26 protein-coding genes and 3 tRNA genes are annotated in these 24931 nt (G+C 72.3%); 9 read left to right on the forward strand and 20 right to left on the reverse strand.

Annotated features, from left to right (window positions below):
* Positions 1-18: 18 nt before the first annotated feature.
* Both AB0L65_RS47540 and AB0L65_RS47545 read left to right on the forward strand, forming a co-directional pair.
* Positions 19-1302 (forward strand): alpha/beta hydrolase, encoded by a 1284-nt coding sequence (locus tag AB0L65_RS47540; RefSeq protein ID WP_364260577.1) that lies wholly within the window; start codon positions 19-21, stop codon positions 1300-1302.
* Between the two features lie 25 nt (positions 1303-1327).
* A complete protein-coding gene (locus AB0L65_RS47545; protein ID WP_364260580.1) occupies positions 1328-2068 on the forward strand; it encodes a sulfite exporter TauE/SafE family protein in 741 nt (246 codons plus the stop codon).
* Here AB0L65_RS47545 and AB0L65_RS47550 read toward each other — a convergent pair.
* Genes AB0L65_RS47550 through AB0L65_RS47565 form a run of 4 tightly spaced genes read right to left on the reverse strand, consistent with a single transcriptional unit; the run spans position 2037 to position 4792 of the window.
* Positions 2037-2825 carry a type 1 glutamine amidotransferase gene (locus AB0L65_RS47550; RefSeq protein ID WP_364260583.1) on the reverse strand — a complete coding sequence of 263 codons (789 nt, stop codon included), beginning with the start codon at positions 2823-2825 and terminating at the stop codon, positions 2037-2039. The two genes, AB0L65_RS47545 and AB0L65_RS47550, sit on opposite strands and share 32 nt — an antisense overlap.
* Positions 2822-3649 (reverse strand): bifunctional 5,10-methylenetetrahydrofolate dehydrogenase/5,10-methenyltetrahydrofolate cyclohydrolase, encoded by an 828-nt coding sequence (locus tag AB0L65_RS47555; protein ID WP_364260586.1) that lies wholly within the window; start codon positions 3647-3649, stop codon positions 2822-2824. The genes AB0L65_RS47550 and AB0L65_RS47555 overlap by 4 nt, the downstream gene beginning before the upstream one ends.
* A complete protein-coding gene (locus AB0L65_RS47560) occupies positions 3646-4251 on the reverse strand; it encodes a cyclodeaminase/cyclohydrolase family protein (RefSeq protein ID WP_364260589.1) in 606 nt (201 codons plus the stop codon). Before AB0L65_RS47560 ends, AB0L65_RS47555 begins: the two co-directional genes overlap by 4 nt.
* Positions 4252-4279: 28 nt before the next feature.
* Entirely contained in the window at positions 4280-4792 is a 513-nt protein-coding gene (locus AB0L65_RS47565; protein ID WP_364260592.1) for a hypothetical protein, read from the reverse strand.
* Positions 4793-4942: 150 nt separating this feature from the next.
* On the opposite strand from AB0L65_RS47565, the gene AB0L65_RS47570 reads away from it, so the two are divergent.
* On the forward strand, positions 4943-5890 hold the full coding sequence (locus AB0L65_RS47570; protein ID WP_364260595.1) for a superoxide dismutase: 948 nt from the start codon (positions 4943-4945) through the stop codon (positions 5888-5890).
* Positions 5891-5931: 41 nt separating this feature from the next.
* Here the strand turns inward: AB0L65_RS47570 and AB0L65_RS47575 are convergent, their stop codons facing one another.
* The 13 genes from AB0L65_RS47575 to AB0L65_RS47635 form a co-directional block, all read right to left on the reverse strand.
* The gene (locus AB0L65_RS47575; protein WP_350727092.1) at positions 5932-6696 is read right to left on the reverse strand and encodes a chitosanase; all 765 of its coding nucleotides are present in this window, start codon (positions 6694-6696) and stop codon (positions 5932-5934) included.
* Positions 6697-6785: 89 nt separating this feature from the next.
* On the reverse strand, positions 6786-7388 hold the full coding sequence (locus tag AB0L65_RS47580) for an FMN reductase (protein ID WP_364260598.1): 603 nt from the start codon (positions 7386-7388) through the stop codon (positions 6786-6788).
* A gap of 24 nt (positions 7389-7412) precedes the next feature.
* Positions 7413-8486, reverse strand: coding sequence for an LLM class flavin-dependent oxidoreductase (locus AB0L65_RS47585; protein WP_364260601.1), 1074 nt, complete (start codon positions 8484-8486; stop codon positions 7413-7415).
* A gap of 108 nt (positions 8487-8594) precedes the next feature.
* Positions 8595-9251 carry an epimerase gene (locus AB0L65_RS47590; RefSeq protein WP_364260604.1) on the reverse strand — a complete coding sequence of 219 codons (657 nt, stop codon included), beginning with the start codon at positions 9249-9251 and terminating at the stop codon, positions 8595-8597.
* A complete protein-coding gene (locus AB0L65_RS47595; protein WP_364260606.1) occupies positions 9248-9820 on the reverse strand; it encodes a DUF4291 domain-containing protein in 573 nt (190 codons plus the stop codon). Before AB0L65_RS47595 ends, AB0L65_RS47590 begins: the two co-directional genes overlap by 4 nt.
* 41 nt (positions 9821-9861) lie before the next feature.
* A complete protein-coding gene (locus AB0L65_RS47600; protein ID WP_364260609.1) occupies positions 9862-10599 on the reverse strand; it encodes a helix-turn-helix domain-containing protein in 738 nt (245 codons plus the stop codon).
* A gap of 85 nt (positions 10600-10684) precedes the next feature.
* Positions 10685-11014 carry an FtsW/RodA/SpoVE family cell cycle protein gene (locus tag AB0L65_RS47605; protein WP_364260612.1) on the reverse strand — a complete coding sequence of 110 codons (330 nt, stop codon included), beginning with the start codon at positions 11012-11014 and terminating at the stop codon, positions 10685-10687.
* On the reverse strand, positions 11011-12081 hold the full coding sequence (locus AB0L65_RS47610) for a rod shape-determining protein (protein WP_364260615.1): 1071 nt from the start codon (positions 12079-12081) through the stop codon (positions 11011-11013). Before AB0L65_RS47610 ends, AB0L65_RS47605 begins: the two co-directional genes overlap by 4 nt.
* 157 nt (positions 12082-12238) lie before the next feature.
* Positions 12239-12670, reverse strand: coding sequence for a nuclear transport factor 2 family protein (locus AB0L65_RS47615; RefSeq protein WP_357736056.1), 432 nt, complete (start codon positions 12668-12670; stop codon positions 12239-12241).
* A 41-nt stretch (positions 12671-12711) separates the two neighbouring features.
* Positions 12712-15240, reverse strand: coding sequence for a hypothetical protein (locus tag AB0L65_RS47620; protein WP_364260618.1), 2529 nt, complete (start codon positions 15238-15240; stop codon positions 12712-12714).
* 149 nt (positions 15241-15389) lie between these two features.
* Entirely contained in the window at positions 15390-16220 is an 831-nt protein-coding gene (locus AB0L65_RS47625) for an aminotransferase class IV (RefSeq protein ID WP_350727106.1), read from the reverse strand.
* Complete coding sequence (locus tag AB0L65_RS47630) at positions 16217-17245, reverse strand: chorismate-binding protein (RefSeq protein WP_364260621.1); 1029 nt, start codon at positions 17243-17245, stop codon at positions 16217-16219. The genes AB0L65_RS47625 and AB0L65_RS47630 overlap by 4 nt, the downstream gene beginning before the upstream one ends.
* Positions 17212-18129, reverse strand: a complete 918-nt coding sequence (locus tag AB0L65_RS47635) for a LysR substrate-binding domain-containing protein (protein ID WP_363972220.1) — start codon at positions 18127-18129, stop codon at positions 17212-17214. The genes AB0L65_RS47630 and AB0L65_RS47635 overlap by 34 nt, the downstream gene beginning before the upstream one ends.
* 58 nt (positions 18130-18187) lie before the next feature.
* On the opposite strand from AB0L65_RS47635, the gene AB0L65_RS47640 reads away from it, so the two are divergent.
* Positions 18188-19345, forward strand: coding sequence for a Rid family hydrolase (locus tag AB0L65_RS47640; RefSeq protein WP_364260624.1), 1158 nt, complete (start codon positions 18188-18190; stop codon positions 19343-19345).
* Here the strand turns inward: AB0L65_RS47640 and hutH are convergent.
* The 3 genes from hutH to AB0L65_RS47655 form a co-directional block, all read right to left on the reverse strand.
* Positions 19342-20892 carry a histidine ammonia-lyase gene (hutH, locus tag AB0L65_RS47645; protein WP_364260627.1) on the reverse strand — a complete coding sequence of 517 codons (1551 nt, stop codon included), beginning with the start codon at positions 20890-20892 and terminating at the stop codon, positions 19342-19344. The two genes, AB0L65_RS47640 and hutH, sit on opposite strands and share 4 nt — an antisense overlap.
* Before the next feature lie 23 nt (positions 20893-20915).
* Positions 20916-21623 carry a metalloregulator ArsR/SmtB family transcription factor gene (locus AB0L65_RS47650; RefSeq protein WP_364260630.1) on the reverse strand — a complete coding sequence of 236 codons (708 nt, stop codon included), beginning with the start codon at positions 21621-21623 and terminating at the stop codon, positions 20916-20918.
* Between the two features lie 125 nt (positions 21624-21748).
* Positions 21749-22303 (reverse strand): hemerythrin domain-containing protein, encoded by a 555-nt coding sequence (locus AB0L65_RS47655; RefSeq protein ID WP_364260633.1) that lies wholly within the window; start codon positions 22301-22303, stop codon positions 21749-21751.
* A gap of 111 nt (positions 22304-22414) precedes the next feature.
* Between AB0L65_RS47655 and AB0L65_RS47660 the strand changes: the two genes are divergently transcribed.
* From AB0L65_RS47660 to AB0L65_RS47680, 5 genes are all read left to right on the forward strand, one after another.
* Complete coding sequence (locus AB0L65_RS47660; protein ID WP_364260636.1) at positions 22415-23623, forward strand: hypothetical protein; 1209 nt, start codon at positions 22415-22417, stop codon at positions 23621-23623.
* A 221-nt stretch (positions 23624-23844) separates the two neighbouring features.
* Positions 23845-24570, forward strand: a complete 726-nt coding sequence (locus AB0L65_RS47665; protein ID WP_364260639.1) for an SDR family oxidoreductase — start codon at positions 23845-23847, stop codon at positions 24568-24570.
* Positions 24571-24651: 81 nt separating this feature from the next.
* Positions 24652-24723 (forward strand) — tRNA-Gly (locus tag AB0L65_RS47670).
* A 15-nt stretch (positions 24724-24738) separates the two neighbouring features.
* A tRNA-Cys gene (locus tag AB0L65_RS47675) sits at positions 24739-24809 on the forward strand.
* A gap of 5 nt (positions 24810-24814) precedes the next feature.
* A tRNA-Val gene (locus AB0L65_RS47680) sits at positions 24815-24889 on the forward strand.
* The last annotated feature ends 42 nt before the right edge of the window (positions 24890-24931 follow it).

The raw sequence follows: 24931 nt of genomic DNA on the forward strand, positions 1-24931 counted from the left end.
TACGCGTAGGGTCGGCTCATGATCGAGGTGCTGGTGGTCGTCGGCCCCGGCGTGGTGGCCGACGCGGGGTTGCTGGAGGAGATCGCGGCCCGCGAGTTCGCCGCCGCGGGGGTCTCCGGGGCGCTCGTCCACGCCCGCGACGCCTCTCACGTCCTCTCGCTGCTGTCGTCGCCGTCCTCGCCTGAGGGGGCGGGCGGTGTGGTCGTGCTGCCGGGGTCCTCGGCCGAGGTGCGCTCGCTGATCGGGCGGGACCTCGGGGCGGTGGTCTGGGTGGACGTCGAGCGCGCCGACGGGGTGACGGCCGGGGAGGGCGCCACCCACCTGCACGGGCGCGGCGTCGGCGGGCTGGCCTGGGGGATCCGCCATGCCGTGCACCGGGTACGGCATCCGTCGCGGCGGATCGCGTACGGGCCACTGCCGGAGCAGCGGGGCGAGCTGTACCTTCCGGACGCCGACGAGCCGCCCGTGGTGATGTTGATCCACGGCGGGTACTGGCGGTCGATCTGGGCGGCCGACATCATGGGGCCGCTCTGCGCCGACCTGGTCGGGCGCGGGTTCGCGGTGTGGAACCTCGAGTACCGGCGGCCGGACCTGCACGGCTGGGACGCGACGACGGCGGACGTGGCGGCGGGACTGGCCATCCTCGCGACGGCGCACGCCGCGCCGCCGTACGGCTCGGGCACGCTCCCGCCGTACGGCTCGGACACGCTCCCGCCGGACGCGCTCCAGCCGGACGCCGATCGGACGGTGGCGCTGGACCTCACCCGGGTGACCGTCGTCGGCCACTCGGCAGGCGCCCAACTCGCCCTCCGCGCGGTCGCGGACGCGGCGACCGGCGGCGCCCAGGCGGCGGCGGATGAGGCTCACGCGGACGGTGGGGCTGGTGGGGCTCACGCGGCGGGCGCTCGTGCGGTGGGTGGGGTGCGGGTGGTGATGGCGGTGTCGCTCGCCGGGGTGCTCGATCTTGTGGAAGGCGACCGGCGGTGGGTCGGGACCGGCGCCGTCGGCGCCGCCCTGGGCGGGCGCGCTCCCGAAGGCCAGGTGGCGGCGCCGCCGTACGCGGACGCCTCGCCGTTGCTCCGGCTCCCGCTCGGAGTACGCCAGCTCGTCGTCCAGGGCGCCGCCGACGACCTGGACCTGGTCGACTTCAGCCGCCGCTACGCCCGCGCGGCCGAGGAGGCCGGCGACGAGGTGACCTACCTCGAAATGCCCGGCGACCACTTCGACGTCATCAACCCCGCCACCCCGATCTGGCAGGCCACCGCCCGAGCGCTGGCGGGAGACCCCGCCCCAAGGGGATAAAACGGACGACAACTAACATGACCGGGTGATCGTCGGAGAAACGCTCGGCCTGCTCGGAGCCGGGGTGGCGGCCGGAGTGGTGAGCACGGTCGTCAGCCTCGCCTCGATCGTCTCCTACCCGGCGCTCCTGGCGTTCGGCCTGCCTCCGCTCACCGCGAACGTCACCAACACCGTCGCCCTCGTCTTCACCGGCATCGGCGCCGCCGCCGGATCGCGGCCGGAGCTGGCGGGGGAAGGCGCCCGGGTGCTCAAACTCGGCCCCGTGGCCGCGATCGGCGGCGCGACCGGCGCGTTGCTGCTGCTGGTCACCCCGGCCAGGACGTTCGAGCTGATCGCGCCCTGGCTGATCGCGATGGCCTCGCTGCTGCTGGTCAGGCCGCCGTCGGGGCGGGCGCACGGCGAGCACGGCGTGCTGGGGCGGGTGGCGCTGTTCGCCGTGACGATCTACACGGGGTACTTCGGCGCGGCCGGCGGGCTGATGGTGTTCGCCGTGCTGGCCCTCATGTTCGACCACCCGGCGGCCAAGCTGAACGCCATGAAGAACGTGATGTCCGGGCTGGCGAACGCGGTGGCCGCGCTCGGGTTCGCGCTGTTCGGGCCGGTGAACTGGGCCGCCGCGGCGCCGCTGGCGGCCGGGTTTCTGCTCGGGGGGTGGGTCGGGCCCAGGATCGCGCGCCGGCTGCCGGGCAACAGCCTGCGCTACCTGGCGGCCGCCTGCGGGCTGGCGGTGGCGGTCAAGCTCGGCTGGGACTCGTACGCGCGCTGACCCCCTCGGGCGCCCCAGTGGAGAGCCCGGTGGCGAGCGCGGTGGCGAGCGCGGTGGCGAGCGCGGTGGAGTGCCCGGTGGCGAGCGCGGCGAAGCGGGTGGTGACCCGGTGCCAGATCGGCGTGGAGACCGGCTCGTCCGCCACCGCCCGCGCGTGGACCTCCTCGGGGTCGAACCCGTCCGGCGACCACTCGCGGATGCGCGCGGGCAGCACCTCGGGATGGAACTGCACGCCCCAGGCCCGCTCGCCCACCCGGAACGCCTGGTACGGGCAGGCGCCCGTCTCCGCCAGCCAGACGGCCCCGTCGGGCAGCCGGGTGACCGCGTCCTTGTGGTGCTCGATCGCGGGCACCACCTCCGGCAGCCCGTGGAACAGCGGATCGCCCGCGGCCTCGGGCCGGATCGTGAGGGGGAGGCTGCCGTTCTCCGGCGCACCGGTGTCGGCGGTCACCTCGCCGCCCGCGACCTCCGCGAGCAGTTGCCCGCCCAGGCAGATGCCGAAGAAGGGCACGCCCTCCTCCAGCGCCTGCCCCGCCAGCCGCCGGGCGTCGGCCAGCCACGGCGCCCGGTCGTCCTCGCCGGGCAGGTAGCCGCCGCCGAGCATGATCATGGCCGCGTGGTCGAGGCGGCCGGGCAGGGGAGCGCCCTCGTGGGCGAGCACGAGGTCGAGCTTCAGCCCGGCCTCCTCCAGCCAGCCGCCCAGCCGGCTGGGGCCGCCGCTCCTGCTGTTCTGGACGATCAGGATCCGCTCGTTCACGGGAGGTTCGCCGCCCTGGCCGTGTGGCGCAGCAGCAGCGCGGTCGTCACCGGGCCGACCCCGCCAGGGACCGGCGTGAGCGCGCCCGCGACCTCCGCCACCGCGTCGAAGTCCACGTCGCCGACCAGCCCGCCGTCGTCCGTGGGGTTGGTGCCGACGTCGATCACCACCGCGCCCGGCGCCACGTGCCCGGCGCCGATCAGCCCGGCGCGGCCCACCGCCGCGACCAGCACCTCGGCGGTGGCGGTGATGGAGGCCAGGTCCCGGGTGCGCGAGTGGCAGACGGTCACCGTGGCGTTCCGGTCGAGCAGCAGGTGGGCCAGCGGCTTGCCCACCACGGTCGAACGCCCGACGACCACCGCCCGCCGCCCCTCCAGCTCCACCTCGTAGTGGTCGAGCAGCGCCATCACGGCCGCCGCCGTGGCGGGCGGGAACGCGGGCAGCCCGGCGGCGAGCCGGCCCAGCGAGAGCGGATTGGCGCCGTCGACGTCTTTGCGCGGGTCGATGGCCGCGGCCAGTCGCTGCGCGGAGGCGCCCGCGGGCAGCGGGGTCTGCAGCATGAGGCCGTGGACGTTGGCGTCGGCGCTGAGTTTGGTCAGCGTCTCGCCGATCCGCTCGGGCGCGGCCTCGGGCCCGAGATCGACGATGTCGCAGGCGATGCCCACGCCGGCCGCCGCCTTGGCGATCGACCTGACGTACCACAGGCTCGCCTCGTCGTCCGTCGCCACCACCACGGCCAGCCGCGGCTGCGGACCCGCCGCGGCCTCGGCCTCCGTCTGGGCCCTGATGGCGGCGGCCAGCTCTTTCCCGGTCAGGGTTCTCACGGGTTGATCTCCTCGCGTACTTCGGCGGTCACCCAGTCTGCCCTGGCCACGGCCGCGTCCACACCGTGGACACGGGCGTTCAGCTCCTCGCGTATCCGCTCGTCCTTGATACCCGACAGGTTGACCTCGACGTTGATCCGGGCGGTGGTGAGCGCGGCGCGGGCGGCCTCCGCGGCGGCGGCGACGTCGGTGACGACGTTGCGGTTGCAGATCGGCAGCAGCACCTCGCACAGCTCGATCACCCGCGTGGCGGTCTCGACCACCCTGGCGGGCGGCTCGGCGGCGCCGGCCAGCGCCCGGGCGATGGCGGTGCTGCGCTCCTCGCCCTTGGGCAGCCGGTACGCGTTCGTGACCGCGGTGAACGCCGCCGCGTCCGCCTCGGCCAGCCGCAGCGCGCGGACCCGCAGGGTGTCGGTCTCCCCGATCACGCCGACGACGGTCTCGGCGTGGCCGGCGTACTTCTCCCCGGTCGTGTAGCGGGCGACCATGCCGAGCAGCGCGGCGCCCTGGGCCGCGTGCAGGGCGGCCGTGGCGCCGCCGCCCGGCGCGGGCACTCTGTCGGCCAGCTCGGTCAGGAAGTCGACGATCTTTGAGTCGCGCATGGCGGCATTCTGTCAGGCCACGCGTCCCTCATTCCCGATGCATCGGCCGCGTGGCGTCCTCCGGTCCGCTGTAGGACGCGTACGGCGAGGGCGCCGGCCCGTACTCGGGCTGGTGGACGGCCTGCTTCCCCGAGGACCGCCACCGCGACGGGAACAGCGAGACGACCACCAGGGCCACCCCCAGGAACAGCAGCACCCCCGAGTCCGCCACCGTCAGGAACCCCTGCTCCATGACGTTCGGCAGCCAGTGGTCGGGCAGCACCCGCACGCCGCTCTGCACCTCCACTGTGGGAATGACGCCCAGGGCGGTGAACGCCAGGCCGCCGAGCAGCGAGGCGATCGGCGACAGCCGCGAGCCGGCCAGGAACGCGAACGCGATCCCCGACCCCACGATCGCGGACAACCCGAGCCAGGACGGCTGGAACGCCGACTGGAACCTGAGCAGGTATTCGCCGATGCCGTACCAGAGGCTCGCGGCGATGATCGGAGGGAGGAGCAGCCCCGCGACCACTCCCAGAACATGACGGGCACCGTTTGACATGTCTAAACCCCGTTTGTTCGCTTGTGCCCCAACCTACCGCGCGATCCCACGGCGTGCTGGTCGCCTTCCCCACCCCTCCTTGCTGAAAGCTCCCTGTGAAGGCTGCCCTCAGGCTTTGCCCGGGCCGCGGGCGCGGGCATCGTGGGCCGCATGAGATCCGCGATCCTGAAGACCGCACTCAGCACCCTCGTCGTGGTCCTGCTCAGCGGCGTGCCCGCGCAGGCCACTGTGCAAGCCACTGTGCAGGCCACTGCGCAAGCCACTGGGAAGCCCGACACGTTCGCGCTGCCGAACGGGTTCCAGCCGGAGGGCATCGCGATCGGGCCTGGCCCGTACGCCTACTTCGGCTCCCGGGCGAGCGGTGACATCTACCGGGCCGACCTGCGGACCGGCGAGGGGTCCGTCATCAGCAAGGGCCCGGGCACGCCCTCGCTCGGGCTCAAGACCGACGGGCGCGGGCGGCTGTTCGTGGCCGGAGGCGCCGGCGGCGACGCCCGCGTGGTCGATCTGCGTACCGGCGAGGTCGTCAAGTCGTACAAGCTGACCGCCGACCCGGCGTTCGTCAACGACGTCATCCTCACCGGGCGTGCCGCCTACTTCACCGACTCCCGCAACCCCGTCCTGTACAAGCTGGAGCTCGGGCGCGGCGGCGCGCTGCCCGGCGAGGCCGTCAAGATCCCGCTGTCCGGCGCCATCCAGTACACGACCGGCAACAACGCCAACGGCATCGCCCCCAGCCCCGACCGGGAGTCGCTGCTGATCGTCCAGTCGAACACCGGCAAGCTGTTCGAGGTCGACCCGGCCTCCGGGGTCACCACGGAGGTGGACCTGGGCGGCGAGTCGCTCGTCAACGGCGACGGCCTGCTGCTGGAGGGGCGGACCCTGTACGCGGTGCAGAACCGCCTGAACGCGATCGCCGTCGTCAGCCTGACGCGCGACGGCGCATCCGGAAAAGTCGTGAAACGGCTGACCGATCCGCGGTTCGACATCCCGACGACGGTCGCCGCCTCCGGCAAGCGCCTCTACCTGCCCAACGCCCGCTTCACGACGACCCCGGCCCCCGACACGCCGTACTCGGTGGTCGCCGTCAAGCGCTGACAGCCCTGGACGGGCAGGGGGCCGCCCTGCCCGTGCGGGCCCTACTTCTTGATCGTGTAGCTGTCGCCGTAGACCTTCCAGGTCAGCGGCGGGTTCAGGTCGAGGTTGCCGTTCTTGAGGAAGACGCGCTGCATCGTGTCCACGCGCGTCGTGTCCTCGTGCGCCTCCTCCGCCTTCATCGCCGCCTTCCTGGCGTCCAGGAAGGCGTTCAGGTACGTCACCTCGTTCCCGCCCTGCGCGGGCGGCTTGGCCTTGGCCAGGGCCGACTTCCTGATGCCGCCGAAGCTCAGCTTGTCGCTGCCCGGCCCGTGCATGACCATCGCGTCGTAGTAGACGAACTGGCCGAGCGCGCGCAGCCCGTCCTGCTTGGCCTGGTTGACGGCCGGGTTGAAGTACACGCGGTCGCGCTCGTCGTTCTGGGCCTGCTGGAAGACGGTGTCCTTGGCGGCCGTCTTCCAGTCCTTGGTGAAGTTGGGGTCGAGGCCCTTGTGGGAGGCGCTGCCGTTCACCTTGCGCAGGGCCGGGAGGTACTTGGCGAGGACGTTGCCGGGCTTGCGCTCGGCGTAGAGCTCGACTAACTCCAGCATGTCGCCGGTGCCCGAGCAGAAGCCGATGATCCCCGCCGTGTAGCCGCGGTCGTCGTCGATGTCCTCGATGTAGCCGTACTGGGCCTTCCAGTCGAGCGAGGAGTTCTCCGCGCTGGACACCAGCTGCATGGCGATGTCCTTCTTGTGCGGATCGTCGAGGTCGGCCGGGCCGGTGCCGGTGACGGCGAGGGAGAGGGTCAGGAGTGTGGCGGTCAGCACATGAGCCCCTGAGAAGAGAGGGAGGTTAGGAAAGCTTCCTAACGAACCATACTCCGATAAGTCAACCTACGGGGCTCATGTTGTGAAAACTAACCCAAGGGCCGCAATGCGGCCAGCTGTTGCTCGAACGGGACGACCTCCTCCTCGGCCTCGGCCTTGGGCCTGCGGTGCAGCAGCAGGTCGGCCAGCTCCTCGGCGGCGCGGGCGATGCGCGGGCCGAGGCCGTCGGTGAAGGCGTCGGCCGCGCCGCCCCAGTCCTCCGAGGCCGCGTACACGGCGGTGGGGACGACGACGGCCCGCAGGTAGGCGAAGAGCGGGCGCAGCGCGTGCTCCAGCGCCAGCGAGTGCCGGGCCGTGCCGCCGGTGGCGGCGATCAGTGCGGGCTTGCCCGCCAGCGCCCCGTCGTCGATCACGTCGAAGAAGGACTTGAACAGGCCGCTGTAGGAGCCGCTGAAGATCGGCGTGACCGCGATGAGCCCGTCGGCCTCCGTCACCGCCTCGATCGCCGCGCGTAGCCGGGCGTTCGGGAAGCCGGTCACGAAGTTGTTCGCGATGTCCACGGCCAGGTCGCGCAGCTCGATCACGCGTACCTCGGCCGGAGCCTGGCGGGTGACGGCCTCCGTCAGGCGGTCGGCGAGCAGGCGGCTGGAGGAGGGCTGGGTCAGCCCCGCGGTGACGACGGCGAGCTTCATCTGGTCGATCTCCTTTCCGATGGGTCAGGCGGTGGCGGGGACGCGGGCGGCGTGGGTGGGCCCGTCCGGGACCTCGGCGGGGCGGTCCTTGGCGAACTCCTTGCGCAGCACCGGCACGACCTCCTCGCCGAGGATGTCGAGCTGCTCCAGCACGGTCTTCAGCGGCAGGCCCGCGTGGTCCATCAGGAACAGCTGGCGCTGGTAGTCGCCGAAGTAGTCCCTGAACTCGAGGGTCTTGTCGATGACCTGCTGCGGGCTGCCCACGGTGAGCGGCGTCTCCGCCATGAACTCCTCCAGCGACGGTCCGTGGCCGTACACGGGGGCGACGTCGAAGTACGGGCGGAACTCGCGTACCGCGTCCTGCGAGTTCTTGCGCATGAACACCTGGCCGCCCAGGCCCACGACGGCCTGCTCCGCGGTGCCGTGGCCGTAGTGGGCGTAGCGCTGGCGGTAGAGGTGGATCAGGCGCATGAAGTGCTCCTTCGGCCAGAAGATGTTGTTGGCGAAGAAGCCGTCGCCGTAGTAGGCGGCCTGCTCGGCGATCTCGGGGCTGCGGATCGAGCCGTGCCACACGAACGGCGCCACCCCGTCCAGCGGGCGCGGTGTCGAGGTGAAGCCCTGCAGCGGGGTGCGGAAGCGCCCTTCCCAGTCGACGACGTCCTCGTGCCACAGCTTGTGCAGCAGGGAGTAGTTCTCGATGGCCAGCGGGATGCCCTGCCTGATGTCCTGGCCGAACCACGGGTAGACCGGTCCGGTGTTGCCCCGGCCCAGCATGAGGTCCACCCGGCCGTCCGCCAGGTGCTGCAGCATGGCGAAGTCCTCGGCGATCTTCACCGGGTCGTTGGTCGTGATCAACGTGGTGGCGGTGGACAGGATCAGGCGCTCGGTCTTGGCCGCGATGTAGCCGAGCATGGTGGTCGGCGAGGACGGCACGAAGGGCGGGTTGTGGTGCTCGCCGGTCGCGAACACGTCGAGCCCGACCTCCTCGGCCTTGAGCGCGATCGCCACCATCGCCTTGATCCGCTCGTGCTCCGTCGGCGTCCTGTCCGTGGTGGGGTCGGTGGTGACGTCGCCCACACTGAAGATTCCGAACTGCACTTTAGTCACCATCCATGACTGTTGAACTTTTGACGGATACGGTAGCGCACAGCCCCGCTGAGATATTCCACCATGGTCCCCCGGCATGGCCTCCCGGCGGCTGAACGGCTAGGCGGCCAGCGCGTTGATGTCGGACGGGCCGAGGATGCGCTTGGGCGCGCCGCGCTCGGCGACCGCGATCATGGCCCGTCCGATGCGCTCCGTCGTGGTGAGCGCCGACGCGAACAGCCGCCGCAGGATCGGGTAGAGCGGCCGCGTCACCACATAGGCCAGCCGGTAGACCCGGGTCCGCGACGTGACGCCGTGCATCGGCTGGATGTAGCCGGGCCGGAACATGTAGGCCTCGAAGGGCAGCTCCAGCAGCGCGTTCTCGGTCGCGCCCTTGACCCTGGCCCACATCGAGCGCCCCTGGGCGTCGGTGCCGGCGCCCGACACGTACACGAAGGTCGAGCCGGGGTTGAGCCGGGCCAGTGTGCGGCCCGCGGACAGGGTGACGTCGTAGGTGATCCGCCGGTAGTCCGGCTCGCTCATGCCCGCCGACGAGACCCCGAGGCAGAAGAAGCAGGCGTCGTAGCCGGCCAGCTCGGCCTCGATCGGGGCGAGATCGAGCAGGTCGCGGTGGGTGATCTCGCGCAGTTTGCCGTGGACGACCCCCGTCGGGGCACGCCCGACGGTGAGCACGGCGTCCACCCGGTCGTCGAGCAGGCATTCCCTGAGCACCCCGCGCCCGATCATTCCGGTCGCCCCGAACAGGATCACCCTCATGCCCCGATTGTCTCTCGGATCTCGTCGGGCAGGGGATAAGGCCGCTCCGCGGGCAGCAGGCCGGTCACATCCGCACGCGCCACGACCGCCGCGCGCACCTCCCGTACCCGGTCGGTGATGTCGGTGATCGCCAGCGTCCAGTCGTCGACGTAGCGCCGCACGGCCTCGCCGGACAGCCCGACCTGGATCGACCGGTACGGCAGCGCCTGGTGCCGCACCCCGCGCTCGGGATCCCACTGGATCCGCACCGGACTGCGCCGCATCCGGTCCGACCACCCGGGGCGGCGGTCGTCATGGCTCAGGCACGAGTGCGCCAGCGCCCACTCGAACCCCTCCCGCGACAGCGAAATGGCCAGCACCCGCTCCTGGCCGGGCTTGGTCGCCCACCCGCACCGGTACATCATCCACAGGAACGACGGCTTGATCCACGTCATCCGCTCGCGCTTGAACGGCGTCACGAACCGCTGCGCCGCCACGGCGGGCCCGGTGATGGCGGCGTCGTAGGCCTGGTAGACGGTGATCGACTCCTCGGTGTAGGCGGCGCGGATCTGCCGGTAGGGCATGTTCATGCGGCCCAGCCTGGCGAAGAGCCGCACCGGAGGGCAACGGATTATGGCCCCGCGAGGTCCCGGACCGCGAGCGCCAGGTGGGCGGTGGCGGGCGTCGGGACGGTCAGGCCGCGGGCCGAGATGCCGATCGCCCACTGCGTCCCGGGCACGACCGCGCTCGCGCACGCCACGTCCTTCCTGAACTGCCCGTGCTCCTCCACAACCTGCCCGGGCCGCAGCCCCGCCAGCTCCTCCTCCAGCTCCTCCACGCTCGACGGGGTCACGGAGGTGAAGCGCTGCATGCCGTGCCCGGTGAGCACGCCGCGCCGGACATGGGGCGGGAGGGACAGCAGCAGCGCCTTGCCGAGCGCGGTGGCGTGCGGCGCCGTCTCCAGACCCGCCTGCAGGTCCTCCAGCCACGGCGAGCGCGGCCCCTCCGCCACCTCCACCACCATCAGCCGCTCGTCGGCGAGCTGGGCCAGGTAGGCGGTGTGGCCGGAGGCGTCGGCCAGGTGCCGCAGCACCTCCGAGGCGCGCGGCGGCCGCTCGAACGACTCCAGCATCTCGTGGAACCGCTCGGCCACCTGCGAGCCCGGCAGGTAGTCGCCGTCGGGCAGCCGGTGCAGGTAGCCCTCGTAGCACAGGGTTCGGACGAGGTGGTACGACGTGGACAGGTTCAGGCCACATCGGCGGGCGATGACCTTGACCGACAGCGGCCGGTCGGCACGCGAGACCTCTTCCAGCACGCGGAGCGCGCGGGAGACGCTGCGGATCAGGTCGCTGGGTTCTTCCCCGGTCATCCATATAGCATGCCGCCGCGTCGGCTTCTCCGCCCTTACGCGAAGGACCGAGCTTGCAGCCGTTCGGCGGCCGTGACGGCTCCCGCTACGGCTCCATGGCCCTGGTCCGGTGCACGGCCTGGAGCAGCCCGACGGCCACCAGCCCGGCGACCGTGGCCGAGCCGCCGTAGGAGACGAACGGCAGCGGCACGCCCACGATCGGCACGAGGCCCACGGTCATGCCCACGTTCACGAACGTCTGGAACGCGATCCACGACACCAGCGCACCGGCCAGCACGGTCCCGTAAGGGGAGTCGCCGCGCCGGGCGATGGCCGGCCCGCGCCACAGCAGCGGGGCCAGGGGCGTCAGCGTACGGTCGATCACGACGGTCAGGACGGCGGCGGCGAGCACGAGCAGGACGAACGCCCGCTTCACCGACGGGACCAATCGGGCAGCAGCACGTCACGCATGGCCTGGAAACGTTCGACGCAGCGGCCCGCGCCGAGGGCCACCGAGTAGAGCGGCTTGTCCACGACCCGGATCGGCATGCCGGTGGCCGCGCCCATCCGGTCGGCCAGGCCGCGTAACAGGGCGCCGCCGCCGGTCAGCACGATCCCGTTGTCCAGCAGGTCTCCCGCGAGTTCGGCCGGGCACTGGTCGAGCGTGGCCTGCACGGCGTCGATGATGGCCTGGACCTGGTCCTCGATGGCCTCGCTGATCTGCTCGGAGGTGATGGTGGTGGTCTTCGGCAGCCCGCTGACCAGGTCGCGGCCGCGTACCGGGGCCGAGGTCTTCGGATCGAGCTGCCGTGGCCCGGTCGCGGGCGCGGCGTCGAGCTGCCTGGCCCTGGACCTGAACGGGTTCCAGCGGTGCGGGGCGGGCGACGGCTCCGGCTCCTCCACGGCGACCGCCATGGCCTGCCCGTCGGCGAGGGGGACGCCGACCCGGTGCCTGCCGGGGACGGGGTCGGCGTCGTGCACGGGAGCGGGCCTGACCATGCCCAGGTCGATCTTCAGCCGTTCGGCCGTGCGCTCGCCCAGCAGCAGCGCGTGCTCCTTCTTGGTGTGGGTGATGATCGCCTCGTCCAGCTCGTCGCCGCCCACCCGCAGCGACTTCGCGACCACGACGCCGCTCAGGGAGACGATGGCGACCTCCGTGGTGCCGCCGCCGATGTCGACCACCATGTTGCCGGTGGCCTCGCCGACCTTCAGCCCGGCGCCGATCGCCGCGGCCATCGGCTCCTCGATGATGTGCACCCGGCGCGCGCCCGCCTCGTAGGCGGCCTCCTTGAGCGGTCTGATCGTGGCGATGTGCGGGGGAGTACGGCCCATCATCCGCTTGGCCGCCCTGCCCACGGCCACGACGGTGTTCTTGTGCAGGTTGATCGCGATGACGGAGGGCTCGTTCAGGACGATGCCCTTCCTGCGGACGTAGACGAGAGTGTTGGCCGTACCGAGATCGACGGCTATGTCATGACCGAGAAGACCCAATGCGAATGCCATGTGCCGCACAGCCTTTCGACCGGGAAGGGCAGGGGGACTGCTGCCCGCACTCGCGCTGCCCTGACGGTTTTGACCACAAACGTCTTAACTCTGTATCGGCCCCCGTCCCCGCAGCTCAGCCGGTGTGCCAGGCCGGGTGGCGAGCACGGGAACCGGATCAGCGGGCGGTGCGCCAGGCCTGCTCCTCCACCAGCTCCACGCTGCGCCACCCGCCGGAGGTGCGCCGCAGGCGATGGTGGTACCAGCCGCCGCCGTGCAGGAAGCCCTCGGTGTCCGCGGTGACCATGTCCCTGGTGGGGGCGAGGGTGTCGGTGAAGGGGGCGCTCACGCGCGCCTCGCCGTCCTGGAAGTCGATGGTCGGGGCCCCGATGAGGTGCAGCCGCCCCGGCCAGTGCGGCAGCACCTCGGCGAGCCAGGCCTTGACCTCGTCCCGGGTGCCCCTGATGCCGCCGGTGGCGCGGTAGTCGATCACCGCGTCCGGGCTGAACACCTCGTCGAGCAGGTCCCACTGGCCGGAGTCGATGGCGCGGGTGTAGCGGGCCAGCAGCCCGGTGATTTCGAGTCGATCGGCGATCTCCTGGGTGTCCATGGGGTGATCGTCGCGCTTTGCGCGCTCGTTGGCCAGATCATTCAGCGGCGCAGCAGCCCGGCCAGCCGTTCGCGTGAGGCCCGTACGGTGAACGGCTCGCAGGCCGCGCAGAAGTAGCCGCGGCCGAACGTGAACTCCACGGCGCCGCCGGTGGCCAGGCTGACCAGCACGCGCTCGTTGTCCACGCTCACGGTGCGCGGGTACTGCGGCGGCGGCATGAGCGGGCGCAGCGCCCCGGCGAGCCGCCGACGGCCCGCCGGGGTGAGCACGGCCGGGGTGAAGATCTCCTGTACGGCGAGCGCCCGGCCCAGGGCCCGGTCGTAGTTGACGGCCCGCCAGGCGTCCCCCGCCATCATGTAGCGGACGGAGATCACGTCGGCGTCGTTACGCACGACGACGTACGTGGCCGTGACGAGACCGGTGGCCGCGGGGTCGGCACGCAGGCTTCGGGACGTGCGTTCGACGGCCTCGCGTACGGGCTCGGCGAGCGCCGCGTTGATCCGCGCCGCGTCGGTGCCCTGGGCCCGCGGGTAGGAGACGTCGATCGTGAGCCTCGGGCGCTGCTCCCGCCAGGCGACGGGGCCGAGCGCGACCCGCTCGCGGGCCGGGCCGCCCTTCACCGCCGGCGCCGCCGCCACGAGCACCAGCAGTGCCGCGCCGTACAGGAGGATCTTCCGCCGCAGCGGCACCATCAGCGCCACGGCCACGAGTGGCCCGGTGACGAGCCCCGTCTGCAGCCCGTTGACCGGGTCGAACAGGCTGGCCAGCCCGCCGGCGAGCACCGACAGCCCCCAGACGGCCGGCAACGGGGCCGCGCGGCGCTCTTTCGCGTTCAGCCGGGCGAAGCCGAGGTAGACCAGCCCGGCGAGGAGCAGTACGTAGAGCGCGCCGGTCAGGTTCTCCAGCGGCGGCCGGGTCACGCACAGCACCGGCACGGCCAGGAACGGCGCGTCGGCCCGCCCCACGGGCGGTCCCACGCCGAACCCCTGGAACGCCCCCGCCACCACGGCGATCACCAGCGCCGCCCCACCCGCCCGCGCCGCGGCCAGGCCGCGCTCCCGGCAGCTCGGCACGTGCGGGCGCACCTGCTCCTTCCAGGCCCGGTACCGCTCGCGCAGCTTGGCCCAGCCCTCCTCGCCCGACAACTCGACAATGCGCACGAACCTGGTCAGGCCGACCTGCGAATGCACGATGAACAGCAGCGCCCCGAACACCGGCACCACGAACCCGGTGAACGCGGCGGCCTCCCGGGCGGGCGCGACGTCCAGCGGCCGCTCGCCGGTGACCGCGTGGCCGATCACGCTGCCGAGGTTCCAGGCCAGCGCGGTGGCCAGCGCGAGCGCGCCCGTCAGCAGCAGGTAGTCAGAGGCGGGGAAGAGCCGTACGAGCTGCCCCCGGATCGTGACGTACACCAGTACCGCCGCCACCACCGCGAACACGGTCACCACCGCCCACGCCCACACCACCACGGTCCCGCCCAGCGCCGGATCGGGCGGGGCGAGCAGCGCGAGCGCCCGCAGCGGCGCGGGCGTCTCCTCGTCGAACGTCCGCCGCGTCAGCAGCGGGAACCTCGAGGTGACGGCCAGGCAGAAGTACGTCAGCGCGAGCGCCGCCCCGGCCACCAGCAGGCTCCACCGCCGATCGGGCCGCACGGGATCGGGCGCCGTGGCCGGGCGCTCCCTGGCCGGAACGACCGTCTGGATCCCGCTGGCGGCCGACGCGAGCAGCAACGGGGGCACGGCCACCTGGGCGGGGTGGGCGATCAGCGCCGCCCCGAGGTCGCGGAGGTACTCCGCCGCCCAGGCCCAGTCCAGCGGGTCGGCGAGCAGCAGCTCCCGCATGCCGTGGTCGATCGCGACGACGGCCGCGTACACGACCGGGGCGGCGGTCAGCGCGATCCACGCCAGGACGAACGCCCGCCCCTGCCGCCCCTCGACCGGTAATCGCCGCCGCAGCACACCCTCCAGCGACCCGGCCGCGACGGCGGCGAGCACCACGGCCACCTGGTCGAAGTAGTTCAGCGACAGCGGCAGCCACGCGAGCAGCTCCTGCCGCCCGAGGAAGGCATTCCACACCACCGACCACCCGGCCACCAGGCCCGGCAGCACCCAGCCACGCGGCCGGAACGCCGACGTGCCCTGCTTCGCGGGCCCGGCGGGCGCCGCCCGGGTGACGGCCAGCGCCAGCAGGGCGGAGAGCAGCGCCGTCGCCATCCCCCACGAGGCGGCGTACGTCAGGTGCTCCCGAAAGGGCACGCCCCGCAACCGCGCCCACATCAGCACGGCCAGCACCCCCGCGGGACCGCCGGCGAGCCCCCAGCAGACCAGCACCCCCAGCCGCGACCCGCCGAACCCGGCCCACCGGAACGCGAGATACGCCCCGCCGGTCAGCGCGACCGAGAAGGCCACCAGCACCGCGGCCGTGCCGCTGCCCGTCCCGGGAAAGACCAGGACGCCGCCGAAGGCCCGGCCGAGCGGGAATCCACCCACGGGCGGCAGGGCGCACCCGCCGGAGACGGCGAGCGCGCAGACCACGGCCGCGAGCAGGAAGATACGGGTCGTCTTCGCCACACCTCGTCCTCTGCCCGAGCCGGGTCGGATGCCGCCGCCCAGTGACGGGGAAGTGGCTCACCGGTGAGCGCCACCCACTCCGCGGGCACCGCCCTGCTCCTCATCCGGGGCCTCACAGCGGCCGGCCTCGCACCCCCGCCCCTGGCGGCCTACGGGTTGAGGTCGGCGGCGGAACGCTCGGCGAAGATCCGCATGGCCTTGGTGGTGATCGGGCCGGGAGCGATCGGCAGCTCGGTGTCGTCGACGAGCCTGATCGGCTGGATGTCGCGGGTCGTCGAGGTCAGGAACGCCTCCTCGGCCTCGTACAGCGCCGACAGCGGCACGTCGGTCTCCTCACCGCCGCACCATTCGAGCACCAGCGCCCTGGTCACCCCGGCCAGAGGGCCGGCCTCGAGGGTGGGGGTCAGCAGGCGGCCGTCGCGGACGATGAAGATGTTGGAGCCGGTGCCCTCGCAGAGGTCGCCCGCCAGGTTGCCGAAGATGGCCTCGCCGCCCCCGCGCTTCTTGGCGAACAGCAGGGCCTTGGCGTTGTCGCCGTACGAGGTGCTCTTGACCCCGGACAGGGCGCCGCGCTCGTTGCGGGGCCAGGGGACGACGGTGACGTTGGCGGTGGCCGGGAACGGCTTCTGCTCGTCCACGATGACGACGGAGGTGGTGCCCTGGTCGCCGCGGTCGGAGCCGAGGGGGCCGGGGCCGCTGGTGTAGGTGACGCGGATGCGGCCGAGCGCCCACGCGGGCGCGACGGCCAGGAGCTTGCCGATGCCGTCGGCGATGGCGTCGACGTCGGGCTCGGGCAGGTCCATGCGCTGGGCGGAGAGCGTGAGCCGGTCGAGGTGACGGGTGAGCGCGAACGACCGGCCGTTCACGATCTTGATGGTCTCGAAGACGCCGTCGCCGACCATGAGTCCGTGGTCGAACACCGATACGGTGGCCTGCGCGGGGTCGATCAGCTCGCCGTTGACCCAGACAGGGATGTTCATGTAGTTCCTCCTGTGGATGCCAGTGCGATGAGCCTGGCTGCTTTGAGCTCGGTCTCGAGCCATTCGCGCCTGGGATCGCTGCCCCAGGTGATGCCCGCTCCCGTGCCGAATCGGAGCTCGCCTTTGCCGTGAGACAACGGCGAGATCCAGAATGTTCTGATGCCCACGGCCAGCGCCGCCCGGCGGCGGTCGGCGTCGACCCAGCCCACAGCCCCACAGTACGGCCCCCGGGGTGCAGGTTCGAGCTCGTTGATGATGCGCAGAGCCGACGACTTGGGCGCGCCCGTGACAGATCCGGGCGGGAAAGTCGCGGCGAAGAGCTCGGGCCAGCCCGCCCCCGGCGCCAGTCTGGCGCGGACGGTGGAGACGAGATGGACGAGCCCCGGGTGCTCCTCGACGGCGCAGAGCGACGGCACCTCGACCGAGCCGACGGCCGCGACCCTGCCGAGGTCGTTGCGGACGAGGTCGACGATCATGACGTTCTCGGCGTAGTCCTTGTCGAGGAGGTCGTCCGCGGTCGCGCCGGTGCCCTTGATGGGCCTGGACTCCACCACGTCGCCGTCACGCGACAGGTAGAGCTCGGGCGATGCGGACACCACGCTCAGGCCGGGCACCCGGATGACGGCCGCGTACGGCGCGGGGTTGCCCGCGGCCAGCCGGGCGGCCAGGGCGAGCGGGTCGGCGTCGGCCGGGACGGGGGCCGTCAGGATCCGGCAGAGGTTCGCCTGGTAGACCTCGCCCCGCTCGATGTAGCCGCGGATGGCGCGCACGCCCCGCTCATAGGCGGCCTGATCGAGCGAACTGCGCCACTGGTCGGGCCGGGGCCCGTGCCAGGGGCGGGCGGGAGCGGGCAGGGGCGACTCGCGCACCCGGTCGAACCGGGCGCACGTCACCTTGCCCTCGTAGTCGACGACGACAGCCCACCAGCCCTCGCCGTCGAGCGCGGCCAGGTCGGAGGTCACGTCACGCAACCCGGTCGCGTACACGTGGCCTAAGTGGGCGAAACCGTCGTACACATTCTCCATTCTCCCAGCATTTCGACGAGCTCCAGCGCGGCCGGCAGCGGCGCCTCGGGCAGGGCCGCGTACACCTTCCGCGCGGGCGCCATCCCCCGCAGCGGCCGCAGCACCAGATCCCCCGGTACGGCCCGCGCCGCCAGCTCCGGCACCAGCGTCACCCCGAGCCCGGCGGCGACGAACCCGAACTTGCCCGTCCACTCGGCCACCCGCAGCCCGCTGCGCGGCGTGAACCCGGCCGCCGCGCACGCGGTCACCAGCAGGGTCGGCTGGCCGCGCGGGGCGGCCTCGATCCACGTCTCCTCCGCCAGGTCCCGCAGGTCCACGTCGGCCTCGGCGGCCAGCCGGTGGCCGCCGGGCAGCGCGACCAGCAGCCGGTCCTCGCGCAGCGGCACCGTACGGACGCCCTCGGCGGACAGCCCGGCCGGGTAGTCGCTGATCACGGCCACGTCGAGGGCGCCCCCGCGCAGCCGGTCCATCAGCCGCGAGGTCAGCCCCTCGATCAGCCGCAGCTCGACGTCGGGCCGCCGCTCGGCGAACCGTTTCAGCGTGCCGGGCACCAGATCCACGTTGGCCGTGGCGAACGCGCCCACCCGCAGTGTCCCGCCCCGGCCGGTGTGGATGGCGGCCAGCTCCTCGCCCGCGCGTTCGAGCCGGTCGAGCACGGCCGTGGCATGCCGGTGCAGCGCCTTCCCCGCCGGGGTCAGGCGCACCCCGCGCGGCAGGCGCTCGAAGAGCGGCCCGCCGGTGGCGCGCTCCAGCGCGGCGACGCGGCGGGAGACCGCCGACTGGGTGTAGCCGAGCAGCTCGGCGGCGGCCGTGAAGGAGCCGCTCACGGCGACCTCGTGGAACAGCCGCAGCGCTCCCGGGTCCAAGGCATTCAGATCTCGCATGGCTGATATGCAATCTAGTCGGTGGTGGAATACCTCGCACCCAGGTTGACTGTGGCGCATGATTGCTTTTCTCGGACAGGGACGCATGGGCGTCCCCATGGCCCGGCGGCTGACCCGGGCCGGGCACAAGGTGACGACGTGGCGGCGCGGGAGCGGCGTGACCGCGGCGGCGGCGGTGGACGGGGCCGAGCTGGTCATCACCATGCTCAGCGACCCGGCCGCGGTGCGGGAGGTGCTGACGGCGGCGCTGCCGGGGCTGCGGCCCGGCGCGACGGTGGTGGAGATGTCCACGATCGGCCCGGAGGCGGTGCGCGAGCTGCGCGCGCTGCTGCCGGCCGAGGTGGGCCTGGTGGACGCGCCGGTGCTGGGCAGCGTGGCCCCCGCGGCCGACGGCACGCTCACCGTGCTGGCCGGCGGTGACGTGTCGGGCTGCCGCGAGGTGCTGTCGGTGTTCGGGTCGGTGCGGGAGCTCGGGCCGCTGGGCGCGGGCGCGGCCATGAAGATCGCCGTCATGAGCGCGATCGTGCCCGCCCAGGTGCTGCTGGCGGAGACGTTCGCGTACGGCGAGGCGCACGGCGTGGACCGTGGCGCGCTGGCCGACGTGCTGTCGGGCACCCCGCTGGGCACGCTGGCGGAGCGGCTGCGCGTGCCGTCCGCCGAGACCCGCTACTCGCTGGGGCACGCGACCAAGGACCTGGAGCTGGGCGCCTGGGAGGGCGCCTCCATGGCCGGCGCCGCCCGGGCCAGGCTGCAGGAGGCGCGGGCGGCCGGGCTGGGGGAGCGCGACCTGACGGCGATCGCCGAGCACGTCGGCGGGGGGACCACCCACCGTGCGGTGCCGCTGAACCTGTCCACGATCCCCGCCACGAACGGCCGGTACTCGCACGCCGTACGCGTCGGCGACATGCTCTACGTCTCCGGCCAGGCCGCCTTCGACGAGCAGGGGAACGTCGTCGGCGAAGGATCCATGGCCGCCCAGTCCGAGCACATCTTCCAGGTGATCTCGCGCATCCTCGCCGACCAGGGGGCGGCGTTCGAGGACATCGCGTTCATCCGGACGTACGTGACGGACATGGATCAGCTCCTCGACTACGGACGGGTCCGCGCGAAGTACATCACCGGCACGCCCCCGGCCAGCACCACCGTGGAGGTGTCCAGGCTGTTCCGGCCGGGGCTGCTGCTGGAAGTGGACCTGATCGTCGCGCTTCCCCGCTAGTTCAGGGGGCCGGTGACCGACTCCGCCGCCGCCACCACGCCGCCCTCGGCGACCAGGCGTACGGCGGACTCGATCTCCGGCGCGAGGAAGCGGTCGGGCCCGGGGGCGGGCACGGTCTCGCGCAGCGCCTTGACGACGGCCGCGGTCGCGGGCGCGGGCTCCAAAGGGGCGCGCAGGTCGAGCGCGCGGGCGGCGGTGAGCACCTCGACCGCCAGCACGCGGGTGAGCCCGTCCACCGACCTGCGCAGCTTGCGCGCCGCCGACCAGCCCATGGACACGTGGTCCTCCTGCATGGCCGAGCTGGGGATCGAGTCCACGCTGGCGGGCACGGCCAGGCGCTTCATCTCGGAGACGATGGCCGCCTGGGTGTACTGGGCGATCATGTGACCCGAGTCCACGCCAGGGTCGTGGGCCAGGAACGCCGGCAGGCCGTGGTTGCGGGCCACGTCCAGGAACCGGTCGGTACGCCGCTCCGACATCGAGGCCAGGTCGGCGGCCACCACGGCCAGGAAGTCCAGGACGTACCCGATCGGCGCGCCGTGGAAGTTGCCGTTGGACTCGACGCGGCCGTCGGCCAGCACGGCGGGGTTGTCGACGGCGCTGGCCAGCTCCCACCCGGCCACGGTGGCGGCGTGCGCGATCGTGTCGCGGGCGGCCCCGGCGACCTGGGGGGCGCAGCGCAGCGAGTAGGCGTCCTGGACGCGGGTGCAGGACTCCGGGTCGCGGTGGCTGGCCATGATGCCGGACTCGCGCAGGACCTTGGTCATGTTGGCGGCGGACAGGGCCTGGCCGGGGTGCGGCCTGAGCGCCTGCAGTTCCGGCATGAACACCCGGTCGGTGCCCAGCAGCGCCTCCACGCTCATCGCGGCGCTGACATCGGCGGTCCTGACGAGCGCCGTGAGGTCGTGGATGGCCAGGATGAGCATGCCGAGCATGCCGTCCGTGCCGTTGATGAGCGCCAGGCCCTCCTTGGCGGCCAGCTCGACGGGGTCGATGTGGGCCTGCTTGAGCGCCTCGCCGGCGGGCTGGAGGTTCCCGGAGGCGTCGCGTACGACGCCCTCGCCCATCAGCGTGAGCGCGACGTGCGCCAGCGGCGCGAGGTCGCCCGAGCAGCCGAGGCTGCCGTACTCGTGCACGACCGGCGTGATGCCCGCGCTGATCAGCGCGGCCAGGGTCTTGGCCGTGGTGGGCCTGATGCCGGTGTGGCCGGTGGCGAGCGTGTGCAGGCGCAGCAGCATGAGCGCGCGTACGACCTCGGTCTCGACCTCGGGGCCGCTGCCCGCCGCGTGGGACCGCACCAGCGAGCGCTGGAGCTGGGCGCGCAGGGCCGGGTCGATGTGGCGGGTGGCCAGGGCTCCGAAGCCCGTCGAGATGCCGTACGCGGGCGTCGGGCTCTCGGCCAGCTCGTCCACCCGCTGGCGGGCGGCCGAGATGGCGGCCAGGGCGTCGTCGGTGAGCTGTACGGGGGCGCCATGGCGGGCCACCCGGATGACGTCGTCGAAGGTCAGGGGCTCGGGGCCGACGTTCACGACCTCGTTGTCGCGCATGGGGCGTTCTCTCTCGCTGCTCGCTAGGTAACCGGCGTACCCGATGTTAGCTCCTTACTTGGGAACAATGCGGACAGCCCCTCCCTGCCCTCGTCGGTGAGGACCACCGCTCTGGGCACCTTGCCGCGCCGGTACCAGTCCCGTTCGAAGAGCACCTCGGTGATCGCGGCCCCCAGGGCCCCGCCCAGATGCGCTCTGCGCTCGGTCCAGTCCAGGCACTCGGGCGCGAACCGCCTCCTCGACCTGCGCGCGCCGTCCACGTCCACGCCGATGCCGGCCAGCAGCCGCTCTCCCGCCTCGGTCAGGTCCTGCGCCGCGTAGTAGCCGCCCTCGGCGAGCCGGTCGAGCAGCCCCACCCCGGCGCGTCCCGCGAGGTGGTCGTAGCAGGTGCGGGCCTCCTCCAGCATCCTGGCCTGCCTGGACTGGCGCAGGGACCGTACGGGCGGGCGGGCGCTGACCCTGGCCAGCACCTCCAGCACCTCGGCCACGTCGTGCCCGGCCAGGCGGTAGTAGCGGTGGCGGCCCTGGCGTACGACGTCGACCAGCCGCCCGTCGAGCAGCCTGGACAGGTGGGCGCTCGCCGTGGCGGCGCTGACCCCGGCCACCCTGGCCAGCTCTCCCGCCGCCAGGGCCCGCCCGTCGAGGAGGGCGGTCAGCATGGCCGCCCTGGTCGGGTCCGCGATGAGCGCGGCGACGGGGGCTATGTCGGCGTCGCGAGCGATGTACTCCATGCGTACGACGCTAGTACGGCGACATTTCGACGCGCGTCGAAGGGTCACGCCGCGCTTGCCGAGCGCCCTGCGACGTGCGCCGAGGGGTCGGCCGCGCTCGCCGCCTCGCGACGTGCGCCGAAAGGTCAGCCGCGTTTGCCGAGCGCCTTGCGGATCAGCTCCCGTGCCCGCTCCATCAGCGCGATCGGCGTGCCCACCAGGACGTTCTTGGTGGCGCTCTCCGTGCCGGGGTGCGGGCGCAGCGGGGCGAGGCTCTCGGCTGCCCGCACCGCCGCGGCCATGGCCCGCCGCTCGACCGCGGAGGTCTTCGCGCGCAACTTGACGAACTCGTACCGTTCCTCGCTGCGGGCGTGCGCCGCCACGGCCAGGCGCAGCTCGCCGAGCCGCTCCCAGAACCGCGGATGGTCCACTCCGCCCTTGTGGAGGTCGAGGAGGAGCTGTTTGGCCCGGTTCTCCTCGGTCAGGCGGTCGCCCACGACGCCCTGCCCGTTGTCGAGCTTCCTGCGCGCGTACGGATGGACGATCTCCTCCTCGGCGGTCTCGTGCACGGACAACATCCGCGTGAGACGATCGAAGGCCTCCTCCACCTTGTCCGGCGGCGCCTGCTCCACCTCGTCGAACAGGTCCCTGATCTGGCTGTGCTGGATCACCAGCAAATCGATGACATCTTGTTCACCCACGCCCGCGCCCTACCCGAGCCTCCGGCGAGCACGCGCTTCCTTACCGAACACGGGCCGTCAGAGGACCGAAAGCGGAGGTTGCCGCATTTCGCCCCGGGTAAGCGCAGCGACATGGCCTTCGACCCACTGCAGGAGCGGGGTATCCCGCTGGACGACCAGCTGCGCCACTGGAACGAGCTGAACGTCACGCCGATCGACCCCGACCACACCGACCCCTACACGCGCTGCCGCATCATCACCATGAACGCGATCGAGACGGAGGCGATCCTCTTCAGCCACCAGCTCGCCCGCCACTGTCCCGACACCGAGATCAGGCAGCAACTGGCGCGGGTGCGCTACATCGAGGCGCAGCAGCAGAAAGCGGTCAACTGGCTGCTGTCGGGGCTGTCGTCGGTGCTGGAGACCACGATCGCCTACGAGCAGGCGGCGGTGGACCTGACGGCGTGGGCGGCGCGGCTGGAGCCGGACGACTATCTGAAGCAGGCCTACCAGTTCGGCCTGCTGGAGCACCTCGACCACCTCTACCGGTACGCGAACCTGTACGAGATGATCGAGCACCGCGCGGCCGAGAAGATCGTGGGCCGGGTGACCGAGGTGATGCCGGGACGGCCGACGTACCTGCAGCATCGGGATCCGGTGGACAACGTGCGCGAGCCGTACGACCGGGGGAAGACGGAGCCGCTGTCGCGGCTGCACGCGCTCACCGTCATGGCGGTCGAGCAGCAGATCATGAACTTCTCCATGAACGCCGGCCCCATGTGCCTGGAGCCCGCGGCCCGCCGGCTCTACCAGGAGATCGGGCTGGTCGAGGAGGGGCACCTCACCCACTACGAGTCGCTGGCCGACGGGGGCGAGAGCTGGTGGGAGCGGCTGCTCAACCACGAGTACAACGAGTGCTACCTGTACTACTCGTGCATGGAGACCGAGTCGGATCCCCGGGTGAAGGGCATCTGGGAGCTGCACCTCAACATGGAGCTGGAGCACCTGCGGCTGGCGGCCGAGCTGTTCAGGCGGTTCGACGGGCGCGATCCCGACCAGGTGCTGGCCCAGGCGTGCCCGCCGCCGATGACGTTCGAGCCGAACAAGGCCTACCTCCGCGACCTGCTCGCCACCCAGGCCGACCGCACGACGCTGGGCACCGGGTACGTGCTGGAGGAGCACGAGCGGTTCCGGAGGATGCGGCAGGCGCTGGCGGACGGGGAACGGCCGCCTTCCGAACGCGTCATCGAGGGTAACCGCGCCGTCTCCGGCCGGGACTACCGCCTGGAGACGGAGGCACCGTACTCGACGGGCGTGTCCGGCGGCCCGCCACGCCACTAGAACCCGGCCTACGGCGCTCACCTGCCTCAGGGTGCCCAACGGTGCTCACTGGGCTCCACCTGGCTCGTCGGGCTGGGCGCGCTGGGTCTTACGGCGCTCCACGGCGCTTACGTCGCCTGAGTCTGGCCGATAGCGTTCGCATCGCCCAAGCCCTGGCGGGGGCGCTCGATGAGCCCGTCACCAGAGCCCGTCACCGGAGCCCGTCGCTAGAGTCGGGTCTCATGACAGCAGTCGCCCTCGTCACCGGCGCGTCGCGCGGCCTCGGTGCTGTGATCGCGCGCCGGCTGGCCGCCGACGGCCTGGCCGTCGCCGTCAACTACAGCCGGGACGCCGCCGGTGCCACGAAGGTGGTGGACGAGATCCGCGCCGCGGGCGGCGTCGCGGAGACGTTCGCCGCCGACGTCACGCACGAGCCCGACGTGTCGTCCCTGGTCGCCGACGTCACCGAGCGCCTGGGCCCGATCCGCGTCCTGGTGGTCAACGCGACCGGCCCGCAGCCGTCCATCGCGCTGGAGGACCTCACCTGGCAGGCGCAGCTCGACCAGCTCGAGTTCTTCGTCAAGAGCCCGACACTGCTGGTGCAGGCGGTGCTGCCGGGCATGAAGGAACACGGCGGCGGACGTGTCATCCAGATCGGTTCGGACATCGTGGACCGCAAACTGCCCAGCATGTCCGCCTATATCGCGGCAAAGAGCGCCCAGCACGCCATGACCGAGGTCTGGGCCCGCGAGCTGGGCCCGTACGGCATCACGGTCAACGTCGTCGCCCCCGGCTGGATCCCGGTGGAGCGGCACGCGGGCCTCGACGAGAGCGGTTACCTCGCGGAGGTGCCCCTGGGCCGCATGGGCACGCCTGATGACGTCGCGGCGGCCGTCTCGTTCCTCACCTCGGAAGGCGGTGCGTTCGTCACGGGCCAGCGCATCACCGTTAACGGAGGCCACACGTGACCTGCGTGAGCGTAATCCAGTTTGGGTACTCGGCCAGGATTCGCTAGAGTTCTCTCGTCACCCCGGTTAAACGGGGCGGATGCGGAAGTGGCTCAGTGGTAGAGCATCACCTTGCCAAGGTGAGGGTCGCGGGTTCGAATCCCGTCTTCCGCTCGGAGCTTCCGGCTCGGTGGCGTGGCCGAGAGGCGAGGCAGCGGCCTGCAAAGCCGTCCACACGGGTTCAAATCCCGTCGCCACCTCACAAGGACGATTAGCTCAGCGGGAGAGCGCTTCCCTGACACGGAAGAGGTCACTGGTTCAATCCCAGTATCGTCCACCATGCTCAAGGCCCCAGCCCACGGCACTCGCCGGGGCTGGGGCT

Origin of the sequence: Nonomuraea sp. NPDC052116 (assembly GCF_040680035.1) — a bacterium.
Classification (GTDB): domain Bacteria; phylum Actinomycetota; class Actinomycetes; order Streptosporangiales; family Streptosporangiaceae; genus Nonomuraea; species Nonomuraea angiospora_A.